This is a genomic window from Sphingomonas sp. (assembly GCF_041661825.1).
In the GTDB taxonomy this organism is placed as follows: domain Bacteria; phylum Pseudomonadota; class Alphaproteobacteria; order Sphingomonadales; family Sphingomonadaceae; genus Sphingomonas.
Genome location: NZ_JBAZTU010000003.1, coordinates 622,421 through 642,246 on the forward strand (window position 1 = coordinate 622,421; position 19,826 = coordinate 642,246).

At 61.7% G+C, this 19,826-nt stretch carries 21 protein-coding genes; 16 read left to right on the forward strand and 5 right to left on the reverse strand.

Features of this window, described 5'->3' with window-relative positions:
- The first annotated feature begins 77 nt into the window (after window positions 1–77).
- Window positions 78–2,630 (forward strand): TonB-dependent receptor domain-containing protein, encoded by a 2,553-nt coding sequence (locus tag WC729_RS15830; RefSeq protein ID WP_372854451.1) that lies wholly within the window; start codon window positions 78–80, stop codon window positions 2,628–2,630.
- Window positions 2,630–4,888, forward strand: a complete 2,259-nt coding sequence (locus WC729_RS15835) for an Atxe2 family lasso peptide isopeptidase (protein WP_372854453.1) — start codon at window positions 2,630–2,632, stop codon at window positions 4,886–4,888. Before WC729_RS15830 ends, WC729_RS15835 begins: the two co-directional genes overlap by 1 nt.
- Here the strand turns inward: WC729_RS15835 and WC729_RS15840 are convergent.
- The 5 genes from WC729_RS15840 to WC729_RS15860 all read right to left on the reverse strand — a co-directional run bounded on the left by WC729_RS15840 (window position 4,771) and on the right by WC729_RS15860 (window position 8,650).
- Window positions 4,771–6,561 carry an asparagine synthase-related protein gene (locus tag WC729_RS15840; RefSeq protein ID WP_372854455.1) on the reverse strand — a complete coding sequence of 597 codons (1,791 nt, stop codon included), beginning with the start codon at window positions 6,559–6,561 and terminating at the stop codon, window positions 4,771–4,773. The genes WC729_RS15835 and WC729_RS15840 overlap by 118 nt on opposite strands.
- Window positions 6,558–7,220 carry a lasso peptide biosynthesis B2 protein gene (locus WC729_RS15845; protein WP_372854458.1) on the reverse strand — a complete coding sequence of 221 codons (663 nt, stop codon included), beginning with the start codon at window positions 7,218–7,220 and terminating at the stop codon, window positions 6,558–6,560. Before WC729_RS15845 ends, WC729_RS15840 begins: the two co-directional genes overlap by 4 nt.
- A gap of 59 nt (window positions 7,221–7,279) precedes the next feature.
- Window positions 7,280–7,417 carry a benenodin family lasso peptide gene (locus WC729_RS15850; RefSeq protein ID WP_188064330.1) on the reverse strand — a complete coding sequence of 46 codons (138 nt, stop codon included), beginning with the start codon at window positions 7,415–7,417 and terminating at the stop codon, window positions 7,280–7,282.
- 172 nt (window positions 7,418–7,589) lie between these two features.
- The gene (locus tag WC729_RS15855; protein WP_372854460.1) at window positions 7,590–8,231 is read right to left on the reverse strand and encodes a GntR family transcriptional regulator; all 642 of its coding nucleotides are present in this window, start codon (window positions 8,229–8,231) and stop codon (window positions 7,590–7,592) included.
- Window positions 8,232–8,233: 2 nt separating this feature from the next.
- On the reverse strand, window positions 8,234–8,650 hold the full coding sequence (locus tag WC729_RS15860; RefSeq protein WP_188064332.1) for a helix-turn-helix domain-containing protein: 417 nt from the start codon (window positions 8,648–8,650) through the stop codon (window positions 8,234–8,236).
- A gap of 133 nt (window positions 8,651–8,783) precedes the next feature.
- Here WC729_RS15860 and WC729_RS15865 point away from each other — a divergent pair, with 133 nt between their 5' ends.
- The 14 genes from WC729_RS15865 to WC729_RS15930 all read left to right on the forward strand — a co-directional run bounded on the left by WC729_RS15865 (window position 8,784) and on the right by WC729_RS15930 (window position 19,690).
- Window positions 8,784–8,915, forward strand: a complete 132-nt coding sequence (locus WC729_RS15865; RefSeq protein WP_372854462.1) for a hypothetical protein — start codon at window positions 8,784–8,786, stop codon at window positions 8,913–8,915.
- A gap of 662 nt (window positions 8,916–9,577) precedes the next feature.
- The gene (locus WC729_RS15870; protein ID WP_372854464.1) at window positions 9,578–9,883 is read left to right on the forward strand and encodes a hypothetical protein; all 306 of its coding nucleotides are present in this window, start codon (window positions 9,578–9,580) and stop codon (window positions 9,881–9,883) included.
- Complete coding sequence (locus WC729_RS15875; RefSeq protein ID WP_372854466.1) at window positions 9,867–10,640, forward strand: DsbC family protein; 774 nt, start codon at window positions 9,867–9,869, stop codon at window positions 10,638–10,640. The genes WC729_RS15870 and WC729_RS15875 overlap by 17 nt, the downstream gene beginning before the upstream one ends.
- Before the next feature lie 226 nt (window positions 10,641–10,866).
- On the forward strand, window positions 10,867–11,184 hold the full coding sequence (locus WC729_RS15880; protein ID WP_372854468.1) for a hypothetical protein: 318 nt from the start codon (window positions 10,867–10,869) through the stop codon (window positions 11,182–11,184).
- A gap of 108 nt (window positions 11,185–11,292) precedes the next feature.
- Window positions 11,293–11,559 carry a hypothetical protein gene (locus WC729_RS15885; protein ID WP_188064344.1) on the forward strand — a complete coding sequence of 89 codons (267 nt, stop codon included), beginning with the start codon at window positions 11,293–11,295 and terminating at the stop codon, window positions 11,557–11,559.
- Between the two features lie 41 nt (window positions 11,560–11,600).
- Complete coding sequence (locus WC729_RS15890; RefSeq protein WP_223177793.1) at window positions 11,601–12,200, forward strand: type IV conjugative transfer system protein TraE; 600 nt, start codon at window positions 11,601–11,603, stop codon at window positions 12,198–12,200.
- Complete coding sequence (locus WC729_RS15895; protein WP_188064346.1) at window positions 12,184–12,951, forward strand: type-F conjugative transfer system secretin TraK; 768 nt, start codon at window positions 12,184–12,186, stop codon at window positions 12,949–12,951. The genes WC729_RS15890 and WC729_RS15895 overlap by 17 nt, the downstream gene beginning before the upstream one ends.
- Window positions 12,948–14,252: a TraB/VirB10 family protein gene (locus WC729_RS15900; RefSeq protein WP_372854470.1), complete on the forward strand. Its 1,305-nt coding sequence runs from the start codon at window positions 12,948–12,950 to the stop codon at window positions 14,250–14,252. The genes WC729_RS15895 and WC729_RS15900 overlap by 4 nt, the downstream gene beginning before the upstream one ends.
- Window positions 14,253–14,287: 35 nt before the next feature.
- The gene (locus WC729_RS15905; protein ID WP_372854472.1) at window positions 14,288–14,905 is read left to right on the forward strand and encodes a TraV family lipoprotein; all 618 of its coding nucleotides are present in this window, start codon (window positions 14,288–14,290) and stop codon (window positions 14,903–14,905) included.
- A complete protein-coding gene (locus WC729_RS15910; RefSeq protein WP_372854474.1) occupies window positions 14,902–17,427 on the forward strand; it encodes a TraC family protein in 2,526 nt (841 codons plus the stop codon). The genes WC729_RS15905 and WC729_RS15910 overlap by 4 nt, the downstream gene beginning before the upstream one ends.
- Before the next feature lie 5 nt (window positions 17,428–17,432).
- A complete protein-coding gene (locus tag WC729_RS15915; protein ID WP_372854476.1) occupies window positions 17,433–17,762 on the forward strand; it encodes a hypothetical protein in 330 nt (109 codons plus the stop codon).
- Window positions 17,759–17,992, forward strand: a complete 234-nt coding sequence (locus tag WC729_RS15920; RefSeq protein ID WP_372854478.1) for a hypothetical protein — start codon at window positions 17,759–17,761, stop codon at window positions 17,990–17,992. The genes WC729_RS15915 and WC729_RS15920 overlap by 4 nt, the downstream gene beginning before the upstream one ends.
- Complete coding sequence (locus WC729_RS15925) at window positions 17,982–18,680, forward strand: conjugal transfer protein TraW (RefSeq protein WP_372854480.1); 699 nt, start codon at window positions 17,982–17,984, stop codon at window positions 18,678–18,680. The genes WC729_RS15920 and WC729_RS15925 overlap by 11 nt, the downstream gene beginning before the upstream one ends.
- Window positions 18,677–19,690, forward strand: coding sequence for a TraU family protein (locus WC729_RS15930; protein WP_372854482.1), 1,014 nt, complete (start codon window positions 18,677–18,679; stop codon window positions 19,688–19,690). Before WC729_RS15925 ends, WC729_RS15930 begins: the two co-directional genes overlap by 4 nt.
- Window positions 19,691–19,826: the final 136 nt, after the last annotated feature.

Sequence of the window (19,826 nt, forward strand, 5' to 3'; positions counted from 1 at the left end):
TGGCGGGATTGAAAAGGGGGTAGATCATGGGGTTAGAGCGGAGCCGGGTACGGATTCAGCTTCTGGCAGCGGTTGCAATGAGCGCGATGACTATCGCGTCACCCGCCAGGGCAGATGGTGGTCAACGACAGGAGTATAATGTCGAGACCGGGAATCTCGGTGACGCGCTGCGGAACGTCAGCCGCCTTTCGGGTCGCGAAATCATCTTCAGTGCAGAGGCGGTTAACGGCAAACGTGCCCCGCGCCTCCGAGGTCGCTACAACGCGGACGAGGCAGTGAAGGCGCTGCTTGTCGGCAGCGACCTCACCGCCGAGTTCAGGAAGGATGCGATCCTCATTCGGGGGCGATCAGACCCGTCGGGCGAAGTAGCAGACCGCCCGGCGGAGGATGCGGACATTGTAGTCACAGGCACTCACATCCGGGGAGGTGAGTCCACGTCTCCCATGATCGTAGCGAGCAGATCGAAGATCCAAGACGAGGGGCTGACGGACCTTGGCGCATATGCGCGTACCCTCACTCAGAATTTCTCCGGGGGTCAGAATCCGGGTGTCGTTGGCGGCGGAGGCCAGGGCGGATCCGAAAATACCAACTCGTCGTCCGCGCTCAATTTGCGTGGCCTCGGCCCCGACGCCACGCTGACCCTCATTAATGGTCACCGAGCTGCATACGACGGAATCTTTCAGGGAATCGACCTTTCTGCCATTCCTTTAGCCGCGATCGATCGCATTGAAGTCGTCGCGGATGGTGCATCTGCCCTGTATGGCTCCGACGCGGTTGGCGGCGTGGCGAACATTCTGCTCCGCCGCGATTTTCGGGGGGCAGTGACATCGGCCCGCCTTGGAGCCGCAACCGACGGCGGCGATTTCGAACAGCAGTACAACATCGTTGCTGGAACTCGGTGGCGTAACGGCGGCATCATGGTGGCAGTCGACTACAAGCACGTGACAGCAATCACGGCAGGTCAACGAGCCTATACGCAGGGTCAGGATAGCGATGCGACGTTACTTCCGCGCCAGGAGCAGATCGGCGCAGTTGTTTCGGGGCATCACCAGCTCGCGGCCGGGGTCCAGCTGGAATGGGACGGATACTTCAACAAACGCGACGCCGTCATGTGCAATGCCTTCCAGGCGACATCAAATTGCACAACGAATGGCGCCAAGATCGAGACGAGCGTCCGCTCCTATTCGATGACCCCGACATTTCGCTTCGAATTGCCCCATAGTTGGGAGTTGAGCCTATCCGGCACCTATGGTGGAAGCAAAACCGAGATATATTCCCCCACGTACAACCAAGGGAAAATCACGGCTACAACACGGCCGAACTATAATAACACATTCACGACGATAGAAGCGGGAGCGAACGGCTCGCTGTTTCAGATGCCGGGCGGTATGGCACGACTAGCGCTCGGGATGGGATATCGTTCCGTCAAGCTTGACGTGAACTCAATTCGAACGACCAGTACCGGCGCAAACACTCCAGTCTATCTCTTCAGCGCCAAGCGCGACATTTACTTCGGCTACTCCGAGTTATCCATACCGCTGGTGGGCGCGGACAACCGCTCCCCGCTGTTCGAGCAACTTCTGGTTACCGGAGCCGCGCGTTATGAGAATTACCGGGGTGTCGGCGATGTGCTTACCCCCAAGTTCGGGCTCATCTACAAGCCGACTACCGAGGTCACAATTAAGGGAAGCTGGGGAAAGTCGTTCAAGGCGGCGACGCTCTTCCAAGCGGGACAGGCGCGCGAAGCGTTTCTCGCTCCGGCATTCATCTTCTCACCGGGTAGCCCGGGCGGTTTGCCCGTCATTCTGATCGATGGGGGCAACTCCACTTTGAAACCCGAACGTGCGACGACCTGGACCGCGTCGGTTGGCTACGCTCCGGGCTTTGCCGAAGGGCTCCGGATTGAGGCGAGCTACTTCCACATCCTCTACAAGGATCGCGTCGCCGCGCCCATCTCGTCGATCGTTACGGCGCTCGATCCCATGTACGCGGACTTGTATGTCCTGAATCCCACGCTCGAGCAGGTAAACTCCACCTTGGCGAGCCTGAACACGGGTCTCACAAATCAATCCGGCGGTCCGTTCAACCCGAGCGCGGTCGGGGCGATCGTCGACAACTCACTTCAGAACATTTCCCGCCTCACGGCCCAAGGCATCGACCTTGCGATCGACTATCGGCATAAACTTGGGTCTCGTGACCAACTGCAACTGAATATCGCTGGAAGTTATCTGGAAAGTGACCAGCAGCTCGCCGGTGGGATGCCTGTGGTTCAACGTGCGGGGATCATCTACAATCCGCCGCACTGGCGCGGTCGCGCTGCAGCGACATGGCAACGGGACAATTTCAGCCTGACCGGTGTCGCAAGCTACATCGGCGGGACCCTCGACAACCGATTCCAGCCCTCCGCCCGCGTCGGGTCATTCACCACTCTTGATGCCGTCGCGCGGATACAGACAAGCGAAGAGCGGGGCCTTCTCGGAGGCGTAGACGTCACGTTGGCAATCCAGAACATTCTGAACGAGAAGCCGGATTCGATCCGGACGACGAACCCGGCAGCATTTCCTTTCGATTCAACAAATTACTCCAGCATCGGCCGAACGATCAGCGTCACTATTTCCAAGACGTGGTAATGACGACGGCCGCTCTCATCTGGGGGCACGGTCTCGCCGTTGCGGGCGGATCGCTGTTATTGGGTTTACCCGCTGATGCGCAGTCGAAGGCTCCTTGCCCGTCTGTGCGAGCGGCGGGACCATCCGACGATAGCGCTCTCCGGCCACTAACCACGTCTGATCTTGCACGCCTCCGCGACATTGGTCCGCCAAGTAGCGACGACTTAGGGAGACCCATCCTCACCATCTCTCCGGACGGCTCGGCGATCGCGTTCCAGCTGACCGAGCCGAATCCCGAGCAGAACCAATTCTGCATCGACTTCATTGTGTTGCCGCTCGAACCAGGCGCGATGCCCGTGAATGTGGATGGAGGCAATGAACTCATCCGGCTGTCACTGGAGATACTCGGTCGGGCAGCGTCGCCGACCGGGATTGCAATGCCAATCACGCTTCGATGGACACCGGACAGCCGGTCTGTCTTGTATTTGAAGCGCGTGGGAGGAAAGACTCAGGTCTGGCGGGCAAGCACGGACGGGGCGAACGCGGTCCAGCTTACAAATGGTCCGGACGATGTAGATGATTTCAGAGTTACTCGCGATGGCACGGCAATTATATTCACGACGCGACCTGGTTTGCGCGTGGCCGAAAAGAGCTTTGCGCAGGAGGGTCTGACCGGCTTACGATACGACGACCGTTTCTCCGCGGCCTCGGGCAGCTCTCCGTTTACCCCTGGTCCCCTGCCCCGCGAATTTACTGCTATCGCGCTTCGGGACGGTCGCCGCCGGGTTGCTACGGACGCTGAAGCAGCTCTGCTCACCGCCCTCCCCACTGACGCACCGACGAATGCGATTGCCATTGAACGATCGACATCGGAGCGCGTCGCGTTCCTACGAACCCGTGCGCCGGCGAGCTTTCCGCCGTCAACTGAATTGGTCGCCGACGGCTTGGTTGGACGCAAGAAGGTTTGTGCGTACGAACGCTGCCGCGACATTTCGACACCGATCTGGTGGACGGCGGATGGCAAGCGCGTTCGCTATATGCGACGGGAGGGTTGGGGCAAGAGTCAGACCTCAATCTATGAGTGGACACCCGGATCAAGCGCGCCCCGGAGACTGTATTCCACATCGAATTACCTGGTCGAATGCCACCCTCTGACCGACGACCTTATCTGCCTCCAAGAGGAAGCTCGCAGCCCTCGGCGCGTCATCCGGCTCAATCTCGCGACCGGTTCCACCAAGATCTTGTATGATCCTAATCCCCAGTTTCATGAACTGCAGCTCGGTCAGGTCGAGCGCCTTCAATGGGTCAATTCCTTCGGAATAGAATCATTCGGAGACCTGGTTTACCCGACCGGCTATATCGTAGGGCAACACTATCCGCTGATTGTCGTTCAATATCAGTCCCGGGGTTTCCTGCGTGGCGGCACGGGCGACGAGGTTCCGATCCAGGCTCTCGCGAATCGTGGATTTGCCGTGCTCAGCACGCAGAATCCGAGCTTCTTGCCTTTGATTGCAGGATCGAAGACGCCGAACGAGGCGGACGCAGCGCTCTTGCAGGATTTTGCAGGCCGCAGAAGTATTCTATCGTCCATCGAAACGGCTGTCAGAGCTCTTGTCGACCGCAGGATCGTTGATGGAGAGCACGTCGGAATATCCGGATTGAGCGATGGTTCATCCACCGTCCAGTTTGCCGCTCTCAACAGCCATCTCTTCAAGGCGGGATCGGTGAGCGGCTGTTGTTGGGAGCCGGATCAAGATGCAATTCTCGGCCCCAGAATCGCGCAGATGTTTGCGAAAACCGGTTGGCCAAAAATGACTGAGACGCGGCCGGATTTCTGGAAATATATCTCGCTCGCTCAAAATCCTGACCGCGTGCGCTTTCCGATTCTGATGCAGATGTCGGATGACGAATACACGCTTGCATTGTCGAGCCTTACTGCCCTTCGGCAGTCCGGCCATCCAGCCGACATGTTCATTTACCCGAACGAACATCATATCAAATGGCAGCCTAGCCATCGTCTCGCCGTGTATGACCGCAACGTCGCCTGGTTTGAATTCTGGTTGCGGAACATCATTCCTCCAAACGGGCGAGGCCGGGAGGAAGCGCTTCGGTGGCGCGATATGACCAATTTGCGCGTCGCTGGCAACCAGCGCGCCGAATGTCAGCCCGCACTATGCACATCCTGTATTGGGTCAGTTAACTTGCTGGCGCCCGTCCAGTGTCGAGCCCATGCTTCCGCATCGGCTAAGAGCAATAAGCGGACATATGAGTTTCCGTAGTCCCCCATCGACGGGGTAAGCGCGCGTGCGATGGCGGCGCGGTCCACGATCCCCTGGGCCGACAGTATTCCGTCCATCAGGCGGTCTCTGATCGCGTCCCGGAAGTGGCCAAGGATCTGCGCCGCAAAGCCGTCTGGACCACCCTTTGTTCTACGGTGGACGATTACTGGAGGCAGTCGCTTCCCGAACGCTTCGCGGGCGACGGCCCGGTCCCTTCCTCCCGCGCACGCCTCCCACGAGGGGATTCCGAGGCACAATTCTACAATTGGTTGAGAGGTGAGCGGATTTAGCACCGCTGGACCAATTTCCCGATCAAAGCCCTCGAGATGGTTGTGCATCCGAAGGAGCATTGCAATGTGCGCGGCTTTGCCTGGGAGCGCTTTAGCCGGCGCGTCGAGCCACGGGTGATGGATCTCATGCTCGATACCGGCCGGGACCACATCCGGCTCGAGAAAGGTTGAGTTGATCGGCCATCGGTAGTTGCATCCCGGCAGCCGAGCGATCCTGATCGCCTCTCTGACAGCCTGCGGGATGCTGCAACCCGTTAGGGTGCAGATATCTCGCACTGTCTGGACAAGGTTCCAGCCAAGACCTTCAACTCTAAACCGATCAACTATCGCGCGAGCGGAATGGCTGAGGAAAAACACATTGTCACCACCATTGCCGGTACAGAACGCATCGATTGAATGACGGTTGACCGCGTCCAAGACTTGTCTGTCATATGCAAGCGCCTGGCTGCGCCCGCCTGGTCGGGGAAGATGCGCCCCGACCGAACAATCGATATCGATGTTTTTCAGCAGATATGGCGCCTCAATGAGTTCGGCCCCTACTGCGCGGCACATGACGCGCGCATACTCGCGTTCGTCTCCAGACGGGTCGTCGGCCGACAGCGTTATGCAGGTCAGCTCGGCCTTCGTGGCGGCAAAGCAGTGCGCCAGGATGGAGGAATCCAGACCGCCTGAGACGCCGAGGAGAATGCCATTGAAGCACGATGCCCAAGCGCTCGTACAGGACTGGATCGTCCGTTCCAGTTGAGGCGGGTCTGACTTCGAATGTAATGGAGAATGCGGCGTCACATGGTCCCAAGGAGACCAGAGCGTAATGATGCGGTACCCTTCGCTCGACTCCAATGAGGCCGAGCCAGGCATGACTTGAGACACTCCATCCAGCGCCGTGGCAGCGAACGGAAGATCCGGGAGGTAGAGATGCCGGGCAAAAGCCTGCCAATTGATCGAGGGCGTCAGGAGTCCGGCGGCCATCAAAATGGCGGGATCGGAACAAAACGCCGTAAATGTCGCAGTTCGGATCGTGTAGCACGGCATCCCACCGGAGGGATCGCGGAGGACCATGATACCGTTGCTGTTCGGGATTATCGCGACGTAGGCACCCCAGTATTTTTCAATGAGTTTCGCGCCTCCCGATCTCTGAATTGCGAGGCCCTCATGCTCATCAATTTCCCGAATTTGATGAGCATGTCCAAATCGATGGAAGAGCTTCCCAGCGACCGCGCCATCGGGGAAACTGATCACATCGCTCCCGTCAGGGGTCAGCAAAGCGAATTGCGGCCCCGAAGCCGAAACCACAAGCCCCGACATGTGAACAAACCGATCGGTCAGCGCCCGCGAATCTGAAAGATCACGGAATACGACGAGAAGATATCGGAGCGGCTTCATATGACCAGGATCGGCACAAACAGTCGGGCGTGCTCAGCGGTGTCGTTGAGCACAACGTCGCGGAGCTGGACCCAACTATGAGCCGAGAAGGGATTTGTGCGAACTCCAAAGATCAGCCGTGGCGCGATGCCATAGGCGTGCATCATGGACATCAGAGCAAGGGATCTCACCAGACATCGATCCGCCGACGCAAGGACCAGGCTGGTACGTTCAAAGGCGGCAGAAATCTTGGCGATTTCTGCGTTCGGCAACTGGCGTGAGCACCTCCGCACTCGCGCCGACCGTTCAGCGATCTTGAATTTGACTGCCGCTAAGGAAGTGTAGCGGAGCGAAAGTGCGGCGGAGATTTGATATCCGATCGCGCGCGCGACTTGAAACGCCGATGGATCAAGGGAAGCCCATGCCCCAATCTCGCTTATCGGGATCGGTGGGGGGACGCCTGCTGCAATTCTTTCCGACATTTTGTCCGGGACAAGCACCCCTCGAGCAACGAGCGTGTCGAGTTCGTGATGTGCGGTGCCGGAGCTGCCTTCAATATATCCCGCAAATGCCTGCTCCATAGGGTCGGACAAGCAGAAGTATTTGTTTGCATCGACGTCGAGGAAGATTGATCTCCCGCCAGATCGACAATGATAGAGATTATCCCGAAGCCGATACATGCTGAGTTCCCCCCGGAATCAAACGGGCGCGCGACCTTGCGGAAGCGCGCCCAAGGTGGTCAGTCGTCGGACAGGCCGGGAAGGCCCTGCTGCTGGCCGGCGCTGTCATTGCTGACAATGGAGCCGCCCTTGGTCTCCTCGGTGACGGCGCCGAGGTCGATCAGATGGTCCTCGCGATGTTCGTCGATGCTCTGCATGACACGCTCCTCTTGATCCGCCGCAACAATTCGCGGCAGTTCACAGTTAGCGCGCTCCAATTGTTCACGGACCTAAATATATCTGGACAAAATGGCGCGATATCCGTGAGTTTCCAGTGATAAGCTTCACTGATGGAAACAGAACCCGGCTTCGCGCGACTAAGTGTCTGGATTATTGTTCCAATGCCTCTTGAGCCAAGATTTGGATAATTTTCTGTTGATGGACGATTCTCCGCTCATGGTAGGATTCAATACGCCGATGGATGCTCTTATGGATATCGGCCACAGCGGAATTTGTCATTGTGCGGAGCTCCTTGGCCGCTTCTTTGACCTTGGCTGCGCCAGCGACTCGCGGATAAAATAGACGATCATTGATCTGTGCGACGGTGTCGACGGCCTCCGGATTTCCTGTGGATTCGGCAAGTGCGAGGAAGATCGATCCGGTAAGTGTCGCGATCTCAACGGGGGTGGTGCCGAATCCGGAACGCGAGAAGCGGTCCAGAGTCTGACTGAGAACCGATTTCTTCATTTTCTGGGCCAAGCTCAACAGCAGATGTGCATTCCAGGCATAGAGGTGGATCAGCACTAGCGGGGGCGCGAGCGTGACCCGAAATCCGCCGGCGCTATCTGGCTCGACCAAGCCCTCTCCCATCAGTCGACAGGCTGCTTCTCGCACGGGTGTTTTACTCGACCCGTGGCGGTCTGCGATGTCCTGGATTTCGAGCTTCTCACCAGCGTGAAACAGTCCCGCCAGATAATCTGCCTTGAGTGCGCGATAGACGCGCTCTTGCGTGATCGGATCGGCGGCAGACATCACTAGCTCGCCCCTGCTGCGAACGCCGAGGGCTGCCATCGGGGCGTGAGGGCGTTGGTCAACTGGCTGAGATTTCGCTCGGCGACCACTTCAACGCATAGCCGCTCGAGATCGCAAAGATCGCCGGCGGCCAGCTGCCTTGGAAAGCACATGCGCTGGCCCGCGAACAGCAGGGGGATGAGAATATGGCCGGTCGACAGACCAAGCCGATATGCACAGCGCAGATGATCATCGAGCTTCGACTTCGGATTTCCGGATTCGATCTCGCGCAGCCAGCGGACTCCCATACCGAGATTCCTCGCCAGCTCGCGCTGCGTGATACCTATCTTCTTCCGTGCTTCCTCAATCTGCCGTCCCGACTGTTCTTTCACATACGAGAGCGGTGCGTCAGCAACGGAAGCCGCGCAATCCAGCGACATGTCCGTGTCTCCTTACGGGAGATACCGCCCGCCAAGGCCATTTCGGACCCTATTGCTAGGTGTGCATACCACCACTGTCAAACGGAACCGCCGCCAATTTGGCCAAGCATCGACTGCCAGCATTCTGAAATCATTGACCAATCTTGCCATCGGCGATGAGCGGCCTCTTCACCGGCGGGCTCGCGCGCTCGAAAGCAGCCAGGAGCTGTGCGCCATCCGCGCGCGCAAGATGCTGAAGCGCGAGGATGTAGATGCTCCCGAGTGAGGGCGGCTCGCGATCCGGCGTGGCACATCGGACACGCTCGGCGATCTGTGAGGCAGTATCCCAAAGACGATGCGGCGCGCCGACGTGATGCTCCTCCGATCCGCTCAATGGTGCTTCTCGCAGGGCATTCAAAGAGTCGACTATAGCGCTTGCTGGGACCGTATCGAGATAGTTCACCGCCACATGCAGGGTAGTGCCCCACGCAAGAAGGCAGCGCGTGGTGCGAATCAGATGGCAGTGCGAGTCGATTAGTACATCCATCCCGGCCGGCGAGAGCCGGAGTTTGAAGGTTCGTGTTGCTCGGCCCATTCGCTTATTACCCCCTTCCCGATGGCGATTTGCTGTTGTTTCGGGGCAAATGTCAGTCTTCACCCTACTCCAACCATGACTAAAGCGGCACTTCAGTGCCGCTCGGTTCCATTTAGCGCCCATCTGGGCGCGTGATGGCCTGCAATATTCAAGTTGCGGACTTATAAGCTTTCTTTCGCCGCTTCGGCATCTCAGTGCCCTCCCTATTGCAGGCATTTCAAGACATCGGCATTGCTCGTGGCACACCGGATCGGTGGTCATGGGCGGCTCTAGCTAACGCCCGCAGTCCCTCGATCCGCACCTTTCAAACCCTGAACCAAAGCGCGGATTCGCGCCACGAGGAGACGCGTCTCATGACCTTTCCATGCCCATCGACCAGGCTTGCTGCGATCCTTGCGGCCAGCCTGCTCGCGTCCCAGGCCCAGGCGCAGGATTATCGGCCCGACGCCGAAGGCTATCCCTGTGCCGCCCGCAGCCAGCTCGCGATCGTCCAGGACGATCAGGGCTATTCGATCCGCCTCCGGCAAGTGGCGGGACAGGCCGCCAAGCCGGTGGTTGCTACCGCGATCCCGATCGGTGCCGCGTTCAAGATCGACGCGAGGATTTTCGCGCTTTCGACCCAAGCGAGCGGGGAGGCTTCCAGTGCGTCGCGCCGCTGAATTGCTGGCAGCTTCGCTGCTGATCGCGGGAACATCCGCTTTCGCGCAGGATGCTCCGATAGCGCGAACGACCGATCCCCTGCCTGCGGCGGCTGCAGACGCCCAGCGTCAATTGCGCCAGACCTTTACCAACCTCAGCTTCGAGGAATTCGGACCGGCGCCCGTCAAGGGACCGATCTATCAGGCAACAGCCGGTGGGCGCATCATCTATTTCGCGCCGGAGAGCGGTCACCTGTTGTTCGCAGCCGTCTACGACAAGAACGGCATCAACGTCACCGCAATGGCCCAGGACGCGAGCGCGCGAAAGCGGCTCGGTGCGATCGACCCGGCTGACGCGCTTGTGATCGGTCCGGCCGGTGCGCCCCAGGTGATCGAGTTCACCGATCCCGACTGCCCCTATTGCCAAGCGCTCGATCGCTTCTGGGCGGCGAAGGCTGCGGAGGGCAAGCCGGTTCAGCGGCTGATCTACTTCGTCAGCACGATCCATCCGGATGCCGCGGCGAAAGCCGAGCATATCCTCTGCTCCCCCGACAAGGAGGCCGCGTTCAAAGCGGTCTACGCCGGCGCGAAGCCCACAGTGCTCCTCAAATGCCAGATCGGACAGCAGAAGGTCGCGAAGGACGCGCTCACCGTCAGCAAGATGGGCATCGCCGGTACGCCGACACTGTTCGTCGATGGCAAGCTCGTCTCCGGTTTTCAGCAAGCCGAACTCCAGGCGTTCCTCGATCAGAAGGGCAACGCCGATGCGCAACCCTGACTCGCCGAGTGCAGTGCCGAACGCCTGCACTCCCCTCCCCTATCTGGCGGGCCTCACTGCCACTCCACGCCGCTGCTCCAATGAGCGTGCGCCGAGGGGTGCGAGGGCCGGGATGCCGGCGGCCGCGCTCCTTCGGAGCCGTCCAGCGTCGCCGTCGGCCGACAACGATTTCCATCGGTGCCGGCAGGCATGTGTTCGGACGGCTCCGTTGCCAAGGAGACCATCAATGCTCAGTCTGCTCCCCAACCGGACTTTCCGCACCATCGACGCGGCGGTCTTGTTCTTACTGGTTGCCATCGCCTGTACCAGCGCCGCCCATGCCTTCCAGGCACCGGCAGCCGGCGATCTTGGCTACGACATCTACGACATCGTCGTGAACAAGGGCGTCAAAGGCCCGCTCGGCTTTGTCGGCGGCGTCGCCGCCTTCCTGTTCGGCGTCTCGCGCCTGTTTTCCAACATCATGATCGGCATTCCGACGATCGTGGCGGCGGTCTGCCTGATCAAGGCGGATTCAATCCTCCAGACCTTCGGCATGGTGATCTGAGCCTTGGCGCCGCGCCGGGTCGTCCGGCTCGCGCGCCTTTCGAGACGGGGGGTGGTGGTCACCTCTCGGAAATCACGCTGACGCGTGATGAAGCAAGGGAGAAGGGCGTTGGAAGAACGTCTGCCGCAGTTCCTGCACCGGCCGGTCCAGATCCTCTGGTTCGACAGTCAGGAGTTCATCGTCGTGATGTCCACCATCTTCGTCGCCGTAATCGTCGGCGGGATGATCGGCTGGGCGCTCATCGGCGCTCTTCTCCTCTTCATTCCCTGGAAGCGAACCAAGCCGCGCGGGTTCATCCCGCATCTGGCCTGGCGCTGGGGTCTTCTCCGCTTCCGTCATTATCCGGGTCCGACCCAGACCCGCTTTTTCGAGTAGAGCGCATGGGGCATCCATTCAGACGCAAAGTCGATGCCGACATGATCGGCGACACCCGGCCGAGCTGGCATCTTCACCGCTATCTTCAGGGCTCGGCCAATCTCTTCGAGGAGAACCGGCTCCTGAAGTTCGCGATCGCGGGGCTCTTCGGGATCACCGCAGTGCTCGGCACCGTCGTCTACACGTCGAACCAGAACCAGCGCACCGTGATCGTCCCGTTCGGTGCGGGCGGCGACCTCTATGTCACCGGCAACAAGCCCTCGACGACATATCTGCGGACCATCACGCGGAACATCGTCAGCCTGGCCGGCACCTACTCGGCCTATTCGGCCGATCGCCAGTTTCAGGAGCTGCTGAGCCTTGTCCATCCGAGCGCCTATAATGGCCTGCGCGACAGCCTGAACCGGCTTCTTGACGAACTCGACAGCAATCCGACGCTGTCGATCGCAACGTACATCCGTGGCGATCAGCCGGTCACCTACACCGACACCGAGATCGTCGTGCCCGTCGAGAAGGTCCGCGTCATCGGCGGCGTCATCCGCAAGTTCCGCGGCAACCTGCGCATCCGCTTCGCGATCGACAATGGCCGCTTCTGGCTGACCGCCCTTCAGGAGGAGAATTTCAGTGCCGAGATTCGGTAGAAGCTCGAGGCTTGCCTGTGCCCTGGCGGTATTCACCACCACAACGCCGGCACTCGCCCAGTCGGTCGCGGCCCTCCCCGACCAGACCAGCCGCATCCGGCTGTCCAACCACGACGTCAATCATATCGTCTGCGTCGGCGGCGATATCGACGATGTGAAATTCTCGGCCGAGAAGGGCCTCGCCGTCGAGCGCGGCGGCTCTGACGCCTGGGTCAAGTTCCTGGTGCTCGAGACCGACGACATGGGCGCAAAGACCCGCACGTTCGTGACGACGCCATCGGAATTCTTCGTCTCGTGCAATGGCGCGATCTATCCGCTTTACGCCGAACCGTCGGACATCCCCGCGCAGACCGTGACGCTTGTCCCCGGAGCGTCCCAGCGGGCACGCGCCAATGATGCACTGCTGGGCCCGCTGGTCGAGGAGGAGCGCGCGGTCGGCATCGTCCTCGCACTGCTGCAGGATCGCGTGCCCGCTTCCTTCTCGGAAGTGGCCCCAGGCCGGAATCCGCTGACAATCGCTGATCTGCCGACCGTCACCCTGACCGAGCGCCGGCGGCTCGATATCGAAGGCGCCGGGCTCTCGGCAAGCGAGTATCTGGTTCGCACGAGCGCGCAGGTTGCGCTCGACGAGCGTGCGTTCCTCGACAGTGCGCTCGGACCCGACATTTTCGCTGTGACGATCGACAGGCTCGCGCTGGGCCAGGGCGACAGCGCGCGGCTGATCGTCGTGCGGCGGAGTGTGACGCAATGACCGGCCCGGCTGATCCCGCCACGCCCGGCGCGGCACCGCTGCCCGGAGCGCCGTCCGGCATGGACGCATCGCTCGACGAGGCCGGCGATCGTCCGGCCCTGCTCGACCTGCGGACGCAATGGGCACGGCTCACATCGGACCAGAAGCTGCGCGCGAAGCAGGCAGGCGTCGTCGCCACGATCGCGGTGCTCGGCTTCGGCCTCTATACTGCGAGTTCGAGCGGCACGCAGGAGCTGGCAAAGACCCCTGAAGCGTCCAAGCTCGACATGGGGGCAGGCCTTCGCGGCGACAGCCTCGAGGTCAAGATGCGCGGCGACCTCCAGAAGATCCTCGACGGGCAGTCCCTGCTCGGCGACCGCGTGACCGCTATCGAGCAGGGCCGCGTCACGCCCGACGCCAACGCTGGTGTCGGCGATCATGGCGCGGATGCGGGATTGCCGCCGGCCCTGCCCGGAGAGGCGCCTGCCTATCCGCCGGCACCCCCGGAAGCAAAAACCGAGGGCGACTCCCTGCCCCCGCCGCCCGCCGCTCCGGCAGCGCCTCCGGCGCCGCCCGCGCCGCCGACCGAGCGCCAGGTAGGCGCGATCGGCGCGGCCACGAACGCGGTCGCGGCGGAGGGAGGCGCGGCCGGCGGGGCACGATCAAAAAAAGCCAATCGGACGATCTATTTGCCACCTGGTTTCATGAAAGCGAGGCTGCTGACCGGGATCGACGCGCTCGCCAGCCGCGATGCGACCAGCAATCCGGAACCGATCATCGCGCGTGTGCAAGCCCCCGCCGTACTGCCCAATGACGTCAAAGCCAATTTGTCGGGATGTTTCGTCATCGGCAATGCGACCGGCAGCCTGGCGAAGGAGCGGGTCGAGATTCAGCTCGTCTCGATCTCCTGCGTCGACTTCGATGAGCATGCGGTCGTCGATCAACCGATCAAGGGCTTCTTCGTCGATGCCGACGGCAAGAAGGGTCTGTCCGGCAAGGTGGTGACCCGCGCCGGGGCGACGCTCGCGCGCTCATTCATCGCCGGCACGATCGCGGGCATCGCCCAATCGGTCGAGGGCACGTTCGGCAATGTCTCCACCTCGGCGCTCGGCAGCGTGCGCACGCTCGATGCGGGCGATGCGGCGAAGACTGGCATCGCGGGAGGTCTCTCGCGCTCATCTGACAAGCTGACCGATTTCTATCTCGATCTCGCCCGTCAAGCGGGGCCTGTCGTCGAGGTGGGCGCCGCCAAGGACGTGGTGGTCGTCATCCAGGAGGGCGTCGCCCTCGAGATCAAGCCTTCGGTGGGAGCCAAGTTCTGATGCGCCGACCGACCATCCTCCAAGGAGCACCAGCAATGTCCAAGCATGTCATACGCGGTGGAGCGCTCACATTCGCCTGTGGAGCAGGACTGTTGCTCTCCGGCTGCGCGACCATGGGATCGCTCATGTCGCCCTATAGCGAGAAGTTCTCGTGCAAGAATGATGATCACGGCCAGTGCATCCACCCCGAGAAGGCCTATGAGGACGCGGTCGCCGGTGTCGCGTCCAAATCCGATCCGGCGGTCACCAACGACCGCAAAATGCTGCACGACCAGACCGCAGCAAAGCGCGGTCAGCGCGGCGATCGCGCCGGGTCTCCAAGTGTCTACGGCACCTATCGCGACAGCGTCTATCAGGAGCTGAAAGGCCTGATCGACGCCCCTGTGACGCCGATGCTCAAACCTGCGCGGACCGTCCGGACGTTGATCCTGCCTTATGCCGATCGCCAGCGGCCGGATCGGCTCTATATGCCACGCTACGTCTATTCCATCATGGACAAGCCCGTCTGGGTGGTCGGAGGGACTCTGGTCGCACCGTCGAGCCAGGCGGCAAAAGCGCCGATCCTTGGCCAGGTCCAGGAGCCCACAGCCGCGACGGCAGGCGGCGATACGCCTGAATCCCCGATCGCGTCCACGACGGAGCCGCGGCGATGAGCGCGCCTGGCTCCAAGCGAGGCCGCGGGCTCTCTTATTCTCGCCTGCGCAATGCGGTCCGCCGCGACGCCTATTCCGATTACCTGCCGCTCGTCGCCTGGGACGCGGAGAGCGAGGCGTTCCTCTGCATCGACGATACATGGGGCCATGCGTGGGAAATCGTGCCGACGGCGTACATGTTCGCGCATGTTCAGGGTGCGCTGCAGGGCCTGCTGAACGTCAATTTCCCGGACGGCACGGTCCTCCAACTCCACACCTTCGCCGACCCGCTGATCGACGACGCGCTCGACGCGTTTCTCGATCTCAAAACCCGCGACGACCCCCTCATCCAGGCGTCCGCGCGGCGCACCCGCGAATATCTGAGCCAGGGCCGACATGGCCTGAAGGCCCTGCACGGCATCCCTGTGCGAAACTTTCGCACGCTGCTGTCGATCAAGACCCGGCGCCCCCTCGGCGAGGATCTTCGGCGCCAGGTCGAGGAGCAGCTCGCCAAGCTCGGTATTCGCCGGCTCGAACCCGAGGAGATGATCTCCTTCTACCGCCGCATTTTCAATGGTGTGACGCAATCAGCACCCGGCGTGTTCGCCGATGGCGCGACGATCGGCGCGCCGACGCTCGCCAAGCAGATCATCGACGCTGGCCCCGACCTCCTGTTCGAGGGACCGGAGGTCTTTCTCGGCAACCAGGTCGCGCGCTGCCTGACGCCCAAGGCACCCGCGCGGCGCATCACTGCCGAGCGCGCGAACCGCCTTCTGGGCGGGATGCGCGGCTCGGCGGAAGACAGCGACCAGATCGGCGGTCCGTTCCTCTACACGCTCAACATCCTGTTCGACCATTCACAGTTCGAGATCCACAAACGCGCGCAGATCCTTTCTGCGCAGAAGGCTGCGGGCTCCTTCGCGGTCGAGGTCGGCAAGCAGATCGAGGAGATCGGCTGGATTCTCGATGAGGCGGGCAACTCGAAGTTCGTCCGCGTCATCCCGATGGTTTGGGTGTTCGGTCGTGACCGCGCCCATGCGCGCGAGCTCGCCGCCCGCGCAAAGCGTCTGTGGGAGAGCGAACCACTGCCCTTCTCGATGCAGGAGGAGAGCTATCTCAATCCAACCCTGCTCCCGATGAGCCTGCCGTTCGGGCTGTATCCCGACCGCACGACGCTGCGCATGCTCGAGCGCGACTTCCGCATGCCGGTCAAGGCGGCTGTTCTGCTGGCGCCGATCCAGACCGACTTTCGCGGCGGCGGCCGGCCGGCATTGCTCTACACGGGCCGCAAAGGTCAGCTCATCACGCTTGATCTCTTCGATCCGCGTATCAACAATTATAATTTCATCGTCTCGGCGGAGTCCGGAGCGGGCAAGAGCTTCCTCCTCAATAATCTCTGCCAGCAATATTATGCCTGTGGCGCGCTCATCCGCATCATCGATATCGGCGGTAGCTACCGGAAACTCTGCACGCTCTGTTCCGGCCGCTATATCGATATCGGCGAGGAGCAACTGGTCCTCAATCCGTTCGATATGGGCCTGGCGCTGGACGGTGACGACAAGCAGTCGGCGATTACCATGGCGGTGGCGATCGTCGCCGAGATGGCCAATGCCTCGACGCGCAAGGGTGTCTCGACTTCCGAATGGAATTTGCTGAAATCGGCCGTCCAGTGGACGATCGACACTGGCCGTGCCGATCATGGCATCGACTCGGTGCGCGAATGGCTCGGCACCTATCCGGCGCAAACTGGAAGCGACCTCGACCGGGTCGAGCACCTCATACCCGTAGCCCGCGAGCTTGCCTTCAACTTGCGGGATTTCGGCTCGGACGGCGCCTATGGCCATTATTTCAACGGCCCCTCGACGCTCGACATCAGATCGGACGAGTTCGTCGTACTTGAGCTCGAACGGCTTAAGGCGATGCCCGATCTCTTCAATGTGATCGTCATGGTGGTGGTCAATGCCGTCACCCAGGAGCTCTATCTCTCCGCCCGTGATCGGCCGCGCTTCGTGCTGTGCGATGAAGCCGCGCAGTTCATGACGCGGACCGAGGGACAGGACCTGAGCCGCCTCGCCGAGGCTTTCGGCCAAGGCTATCGGCGCGCGCGCAAATATCGCGGTTCGTTCGGCATCGTGCTGCAATCGATGAACGACCTGACTCTGTTTGGCGGCACCGGACAGGTGATCCTCGAAAATGCGGCGACCCGGTTCCTGCTGCAGGGCTCGACCTATGATCGCGCGGTCGAGAACAAGATCCTCGACTATTCGGGGTTCGTTCTCGACCTCCTGAAATCGGTCCGCAACTCCAAGCCGAACTATAGCGAGGTCTTCATCGACTCCCCACTGGGCCTGGGCATCGCCCGGCTCGTCGTCGATCCCTTCTCCTACTGGATCAATACGTCTGCGCCCGATGAGGTCGCAGCCTTCGAGTCCCTGATCGGGCTGGGTCTGTCGCCGCTCGAAGCGGTCTGCCGCCTCGCAGGCGTCGATCCCGCCGAGATCCTCGGGTTGCCGGATCCGGTCCGTCTGGCGGCAGCGGAGTGACCGTGATGCGCCGCGCCAACCCTTCCCACCCCGATCAATTGCCGCTCGATCTGACGGCCGATCTCGAGCTTGAACGGGTGATCGAAGCGCGGGTTGCTGCGCGCTGCGAGGCGGAGTCCGTCCTCTGGAAGTTCCGCCTGGTCGCAATTGAAACACTGATGATGGGGGTGCTCGTCGCAGCGGCCGGCATTGTCCTCGCCCAACCCGCGATGCTGGTCCTGCGCGCCGCCATATTGGTGGCCGCCTCCTGCTTTGTCAGCGGACTGCTGCTGCTCGGTCTGTCCGCGTGGAGCGCGCGGCTGCTCACCCGCTTCAAACAATGGAGGGCGTCATGAACGGCCTCCTTGATGACAATCCCTCACCCGGAGCCGTGCGTCTCGTCGTCGGCGGCTCCCTTCTGCTGTTCGTGCAGACATTCCTGCTGATGCTCGAGCCGGGCGTCGCGAGCCATCTGCGCGTGGTCGTCAGCCTAGTCAGCTTCGTCTCCGGCGCATCGCTCATCGGCGCGCTCGTCGGGTTCCCCGATCCTCCTCCCACCGACTGGAGGCGCCGCCGTGGCCGCTGATCCTCTCATCCCGTCCAGCGCCAAATTGGTCGTTCTTGGGCAGGCCGCGACTGTCGTGCTGCTGCTGATCGGCGCCGGCGCGCTGGCTTTTGCCGCCCGCGCCGAAACCTCCGGCATGGATCGCAGCACGATCGGCAGAACCTGGCCAATCGTCGAGCCCGACGCGCTGACCGAAATAGAAGCCAAGGTCGCGACGTTGCCGCGCGATATGTCGAAGGCATTCGGTCCACGCGAGAAATGGAGCGCCCTCAAGGCCGCAGCGCTTGCGCCCGCGACGTCGGATCGGGTGCGGACCGTCGTGCCCTTCTACACGCTCGATTTCGACATTCGCCTGCCCAACGGCAAGACGCTCTACCCCAAGGGCTTCACCTTCAATCCGCTGACCTTCGTCAAACTGCCGCAGCGGCTCGTGGTCGTTCATCCGCGCGACCTGGGCTGGGCGCTCCGGACCGCACGGCCGACCGACTTCATCCTGCTGACCGCACTTGGCGGCGATAGCGGCGACCCGATCGCGCTCACCGAGAAGACTGGCCGCGCGATCTACATCCTGGAGGAAAGGGTCAAGGAGCGCCTCGGGTTGACCGTCGCGCCCGTCGTCGTCGCCCAAGCTGGCCAGAAGCTCGTGTTGACCGAATTTGGCCCGCGAAGCCGCCGGCTGCCGAGCAACCTCATAGGAGCGGTTCGATGATCCGGCGCTGTCAAATCTTCCTCATCGGGCTTGCGATCGGCCTGGTCGCGACGCTCGCCTGGCCAAGCCAGGCGCATGCGTCGAAATGCGAGAGCAGTGTCTTCAATCCCATAACCAAGGTGCGCTGGACGTGCATCTTTCCGATCACCGTCGGCGGCGTCCGGATCGGCAGCTTCGACAAGCTCGACAAGGCGCTGGATGCGCAATCGGCGTCGAAACCGCTCTGCGCATGCCGCAAAGGGGTCCAGTTCTGGTTCGGCGTGAAGGTCTCCTACTGGTCGCCCAACCGCATGGTCGACGTGGTGACGGAGCCAGGGTGCATGATGGCACTCGGCGCCGATCTCATGCCGACGGGCGGCAAGCTCCAGGGCAGCCAATCCTCGATCGCTGATGGAACGAACACGCGCAAGATGTTCGCGCAAATGCACTATTACATCTCGCCGGTCTGGGCGATGCTCGACATGTTCACCGATCTTCCATGCCTGGAAGATGACGGGTTCGATGTCGCGCTGATCACCGAGATTCTACCGACGTGGCAATCGGGCACATTGGGCGCGATCATCCAGCCCGAGGGCATATTGTTCGGCAATCCTGCCGCCGGCCTGGCGTGTATGGGCGACAGCGCGGCAGCTGCGGCCGGCAAGGTCATCGATCCGCTCTTCTGGTGCATGGGCTCCTGGGGCGCGACCTATCCGATCGCCGGCGACATTCATTTCGATGACTCGGTCGAGGCCTGGGCGGGGCTCGCGGCGCGCGGCACATTCATGATGGGGCGCCTCGGCGCGCTCACCATCAGCTCGTCCGATGGCTGCTCGTTCAAGCCCAGCCCGATCTGGACCAAGTCGCGCTACAAGCTCCAGCTGATGGAGCCGGTCAAGGGCGGCAAGTGCGTCAATATCGGTCGGCCCGGTGCGCTCTGGACGAGTGGCAAGCACGCACCCGGCAAGGACAACGCCCAGTTCATGCTTTTCGAAAAGGTGATCTGCTGCGCCGGGATTCCGGTGCCATGAACGGGTCGCTTTCCCCCCCTCCCTTTCAAGAACGTCTCGCGCACGCCGCCGGCAATTACCGGAGGTCTGCCCGCCAAGGCCCTGACGGCCGCTGGCGCGCACGCGAGGCGGGAGCGACGCCGACGTCCCCCCGCGG

Bases quoted from the DNA above. Each gene is read 5' to 3' on its own strand.
- WC729_RS15840 (WP_372854455.1), bottom strand. From the start codon at position 6,561: ATGAAGCCGCTCCGATATCTTCTCGTCGTATTCCGTGATCTTTCAGAT.
- WC729_RS15910 (WP_372854474.1), top strand. From the start codon at position 14,902: ATGAGCGCGCCTGGCTCCAAGCGAGGCCGCGGGCTCTCTTATTCTCGC.
- WC729_RS15830 (WP_372854451.1), top strand. From the start codon at position 78: ATGAGCGCGATGACTATCGCGTCACCCGCCAGGGCAGATGGTGGTCAA.
- WC729_RS15915 (WP_372854476.1), top strand. From the start codon at position 17,433: ATGCGCCGCGCCAACCCTTCCCACCCCGATCAATTGCCGCTCGATCTG.
- WC729_RS15900 (WP_372854470.1), top strand. From the start codon at position 12,948: ATGACCGGCCCGGCTGATCCCGCCACGCCCGGCGCGGCACCGCTGCCC.
- WC729_RS15855 (WP_372854460.1), bottom strand. From the start codon at position 8,231: ATGTCTGCCGCCGATCCGATCACGCAAGAGCGCGTCTATCGCGCACTC.
- WC729_RS15890 (WP_223177793.1), top strand. From the start codon at position 11,601: ATGATCGGCGACACCCGGCCGAGCTGGCATCTTCACCGCTATCTTCAG.
- WC729_RS15920 (WP_372854478.1), top strand. From the start codon at position 17,759: ATGAACGGCCTCCTTGATGACAATCCCTCACCCGGAGCCGTGCGTCTC.
- WC729_RS15905 (WP_372854472.1), top strand. From the start codon at position 14,288: ATGTCCAAGCATGTCATACGCGGTGGAGCGCTCACATTCGCCTGTGGA.
- WC729_RS15845 (WP_372854458.1), bottom strand. From the start codon at position 7,220: ATGTATCGGCTTCGGGATAATCTCTATCATTGTCGATCTGGCGGGAGA.
- WC729_RS15860 (WP_188064332.1), bottom strand. From the start codon at position 8,650: ATGTCGCTGGATTGCGCGGCTTCCGTTGCTGACGCACCGCTCTCGTAT.
- WC729_RS15930 (WP_372854482.1), top strand. From the start codon at position 18,677: ATGATCCGGCGCTGTCAAATCTTCCTCATCGGGCTTGCGATCGGCCTG.
- WC729_RS15880 (WP_372854468.1), top strand. From the start codon at position 10,867: ATGCTCAGTCTGCTCCCCAACCGGACTTTCCGCACCATCGACGCGGCG.
- WC729_RS15870 (WP_372854464.1), top strand. From the start codon at position 9,578: ATGACCTTTCCATGCCCATCGACCAGGCTTGCTGCGATCCTTGCGGCC.
- WC729_RS15850 (WP_188064330.1), bottom strand. From the start codon at position 7,417: ATGCAGAGCATCGACGAACATCGCGAGGACCATCTGATCGACCTCGGC.
- WC729_RS15835 (WP_372854453.1), top strand. From the start codon at position 2,630: ATGACGACGGCCGCTCTCATCTGGGGGCACGGTCTCGCCGTTGCGGGC.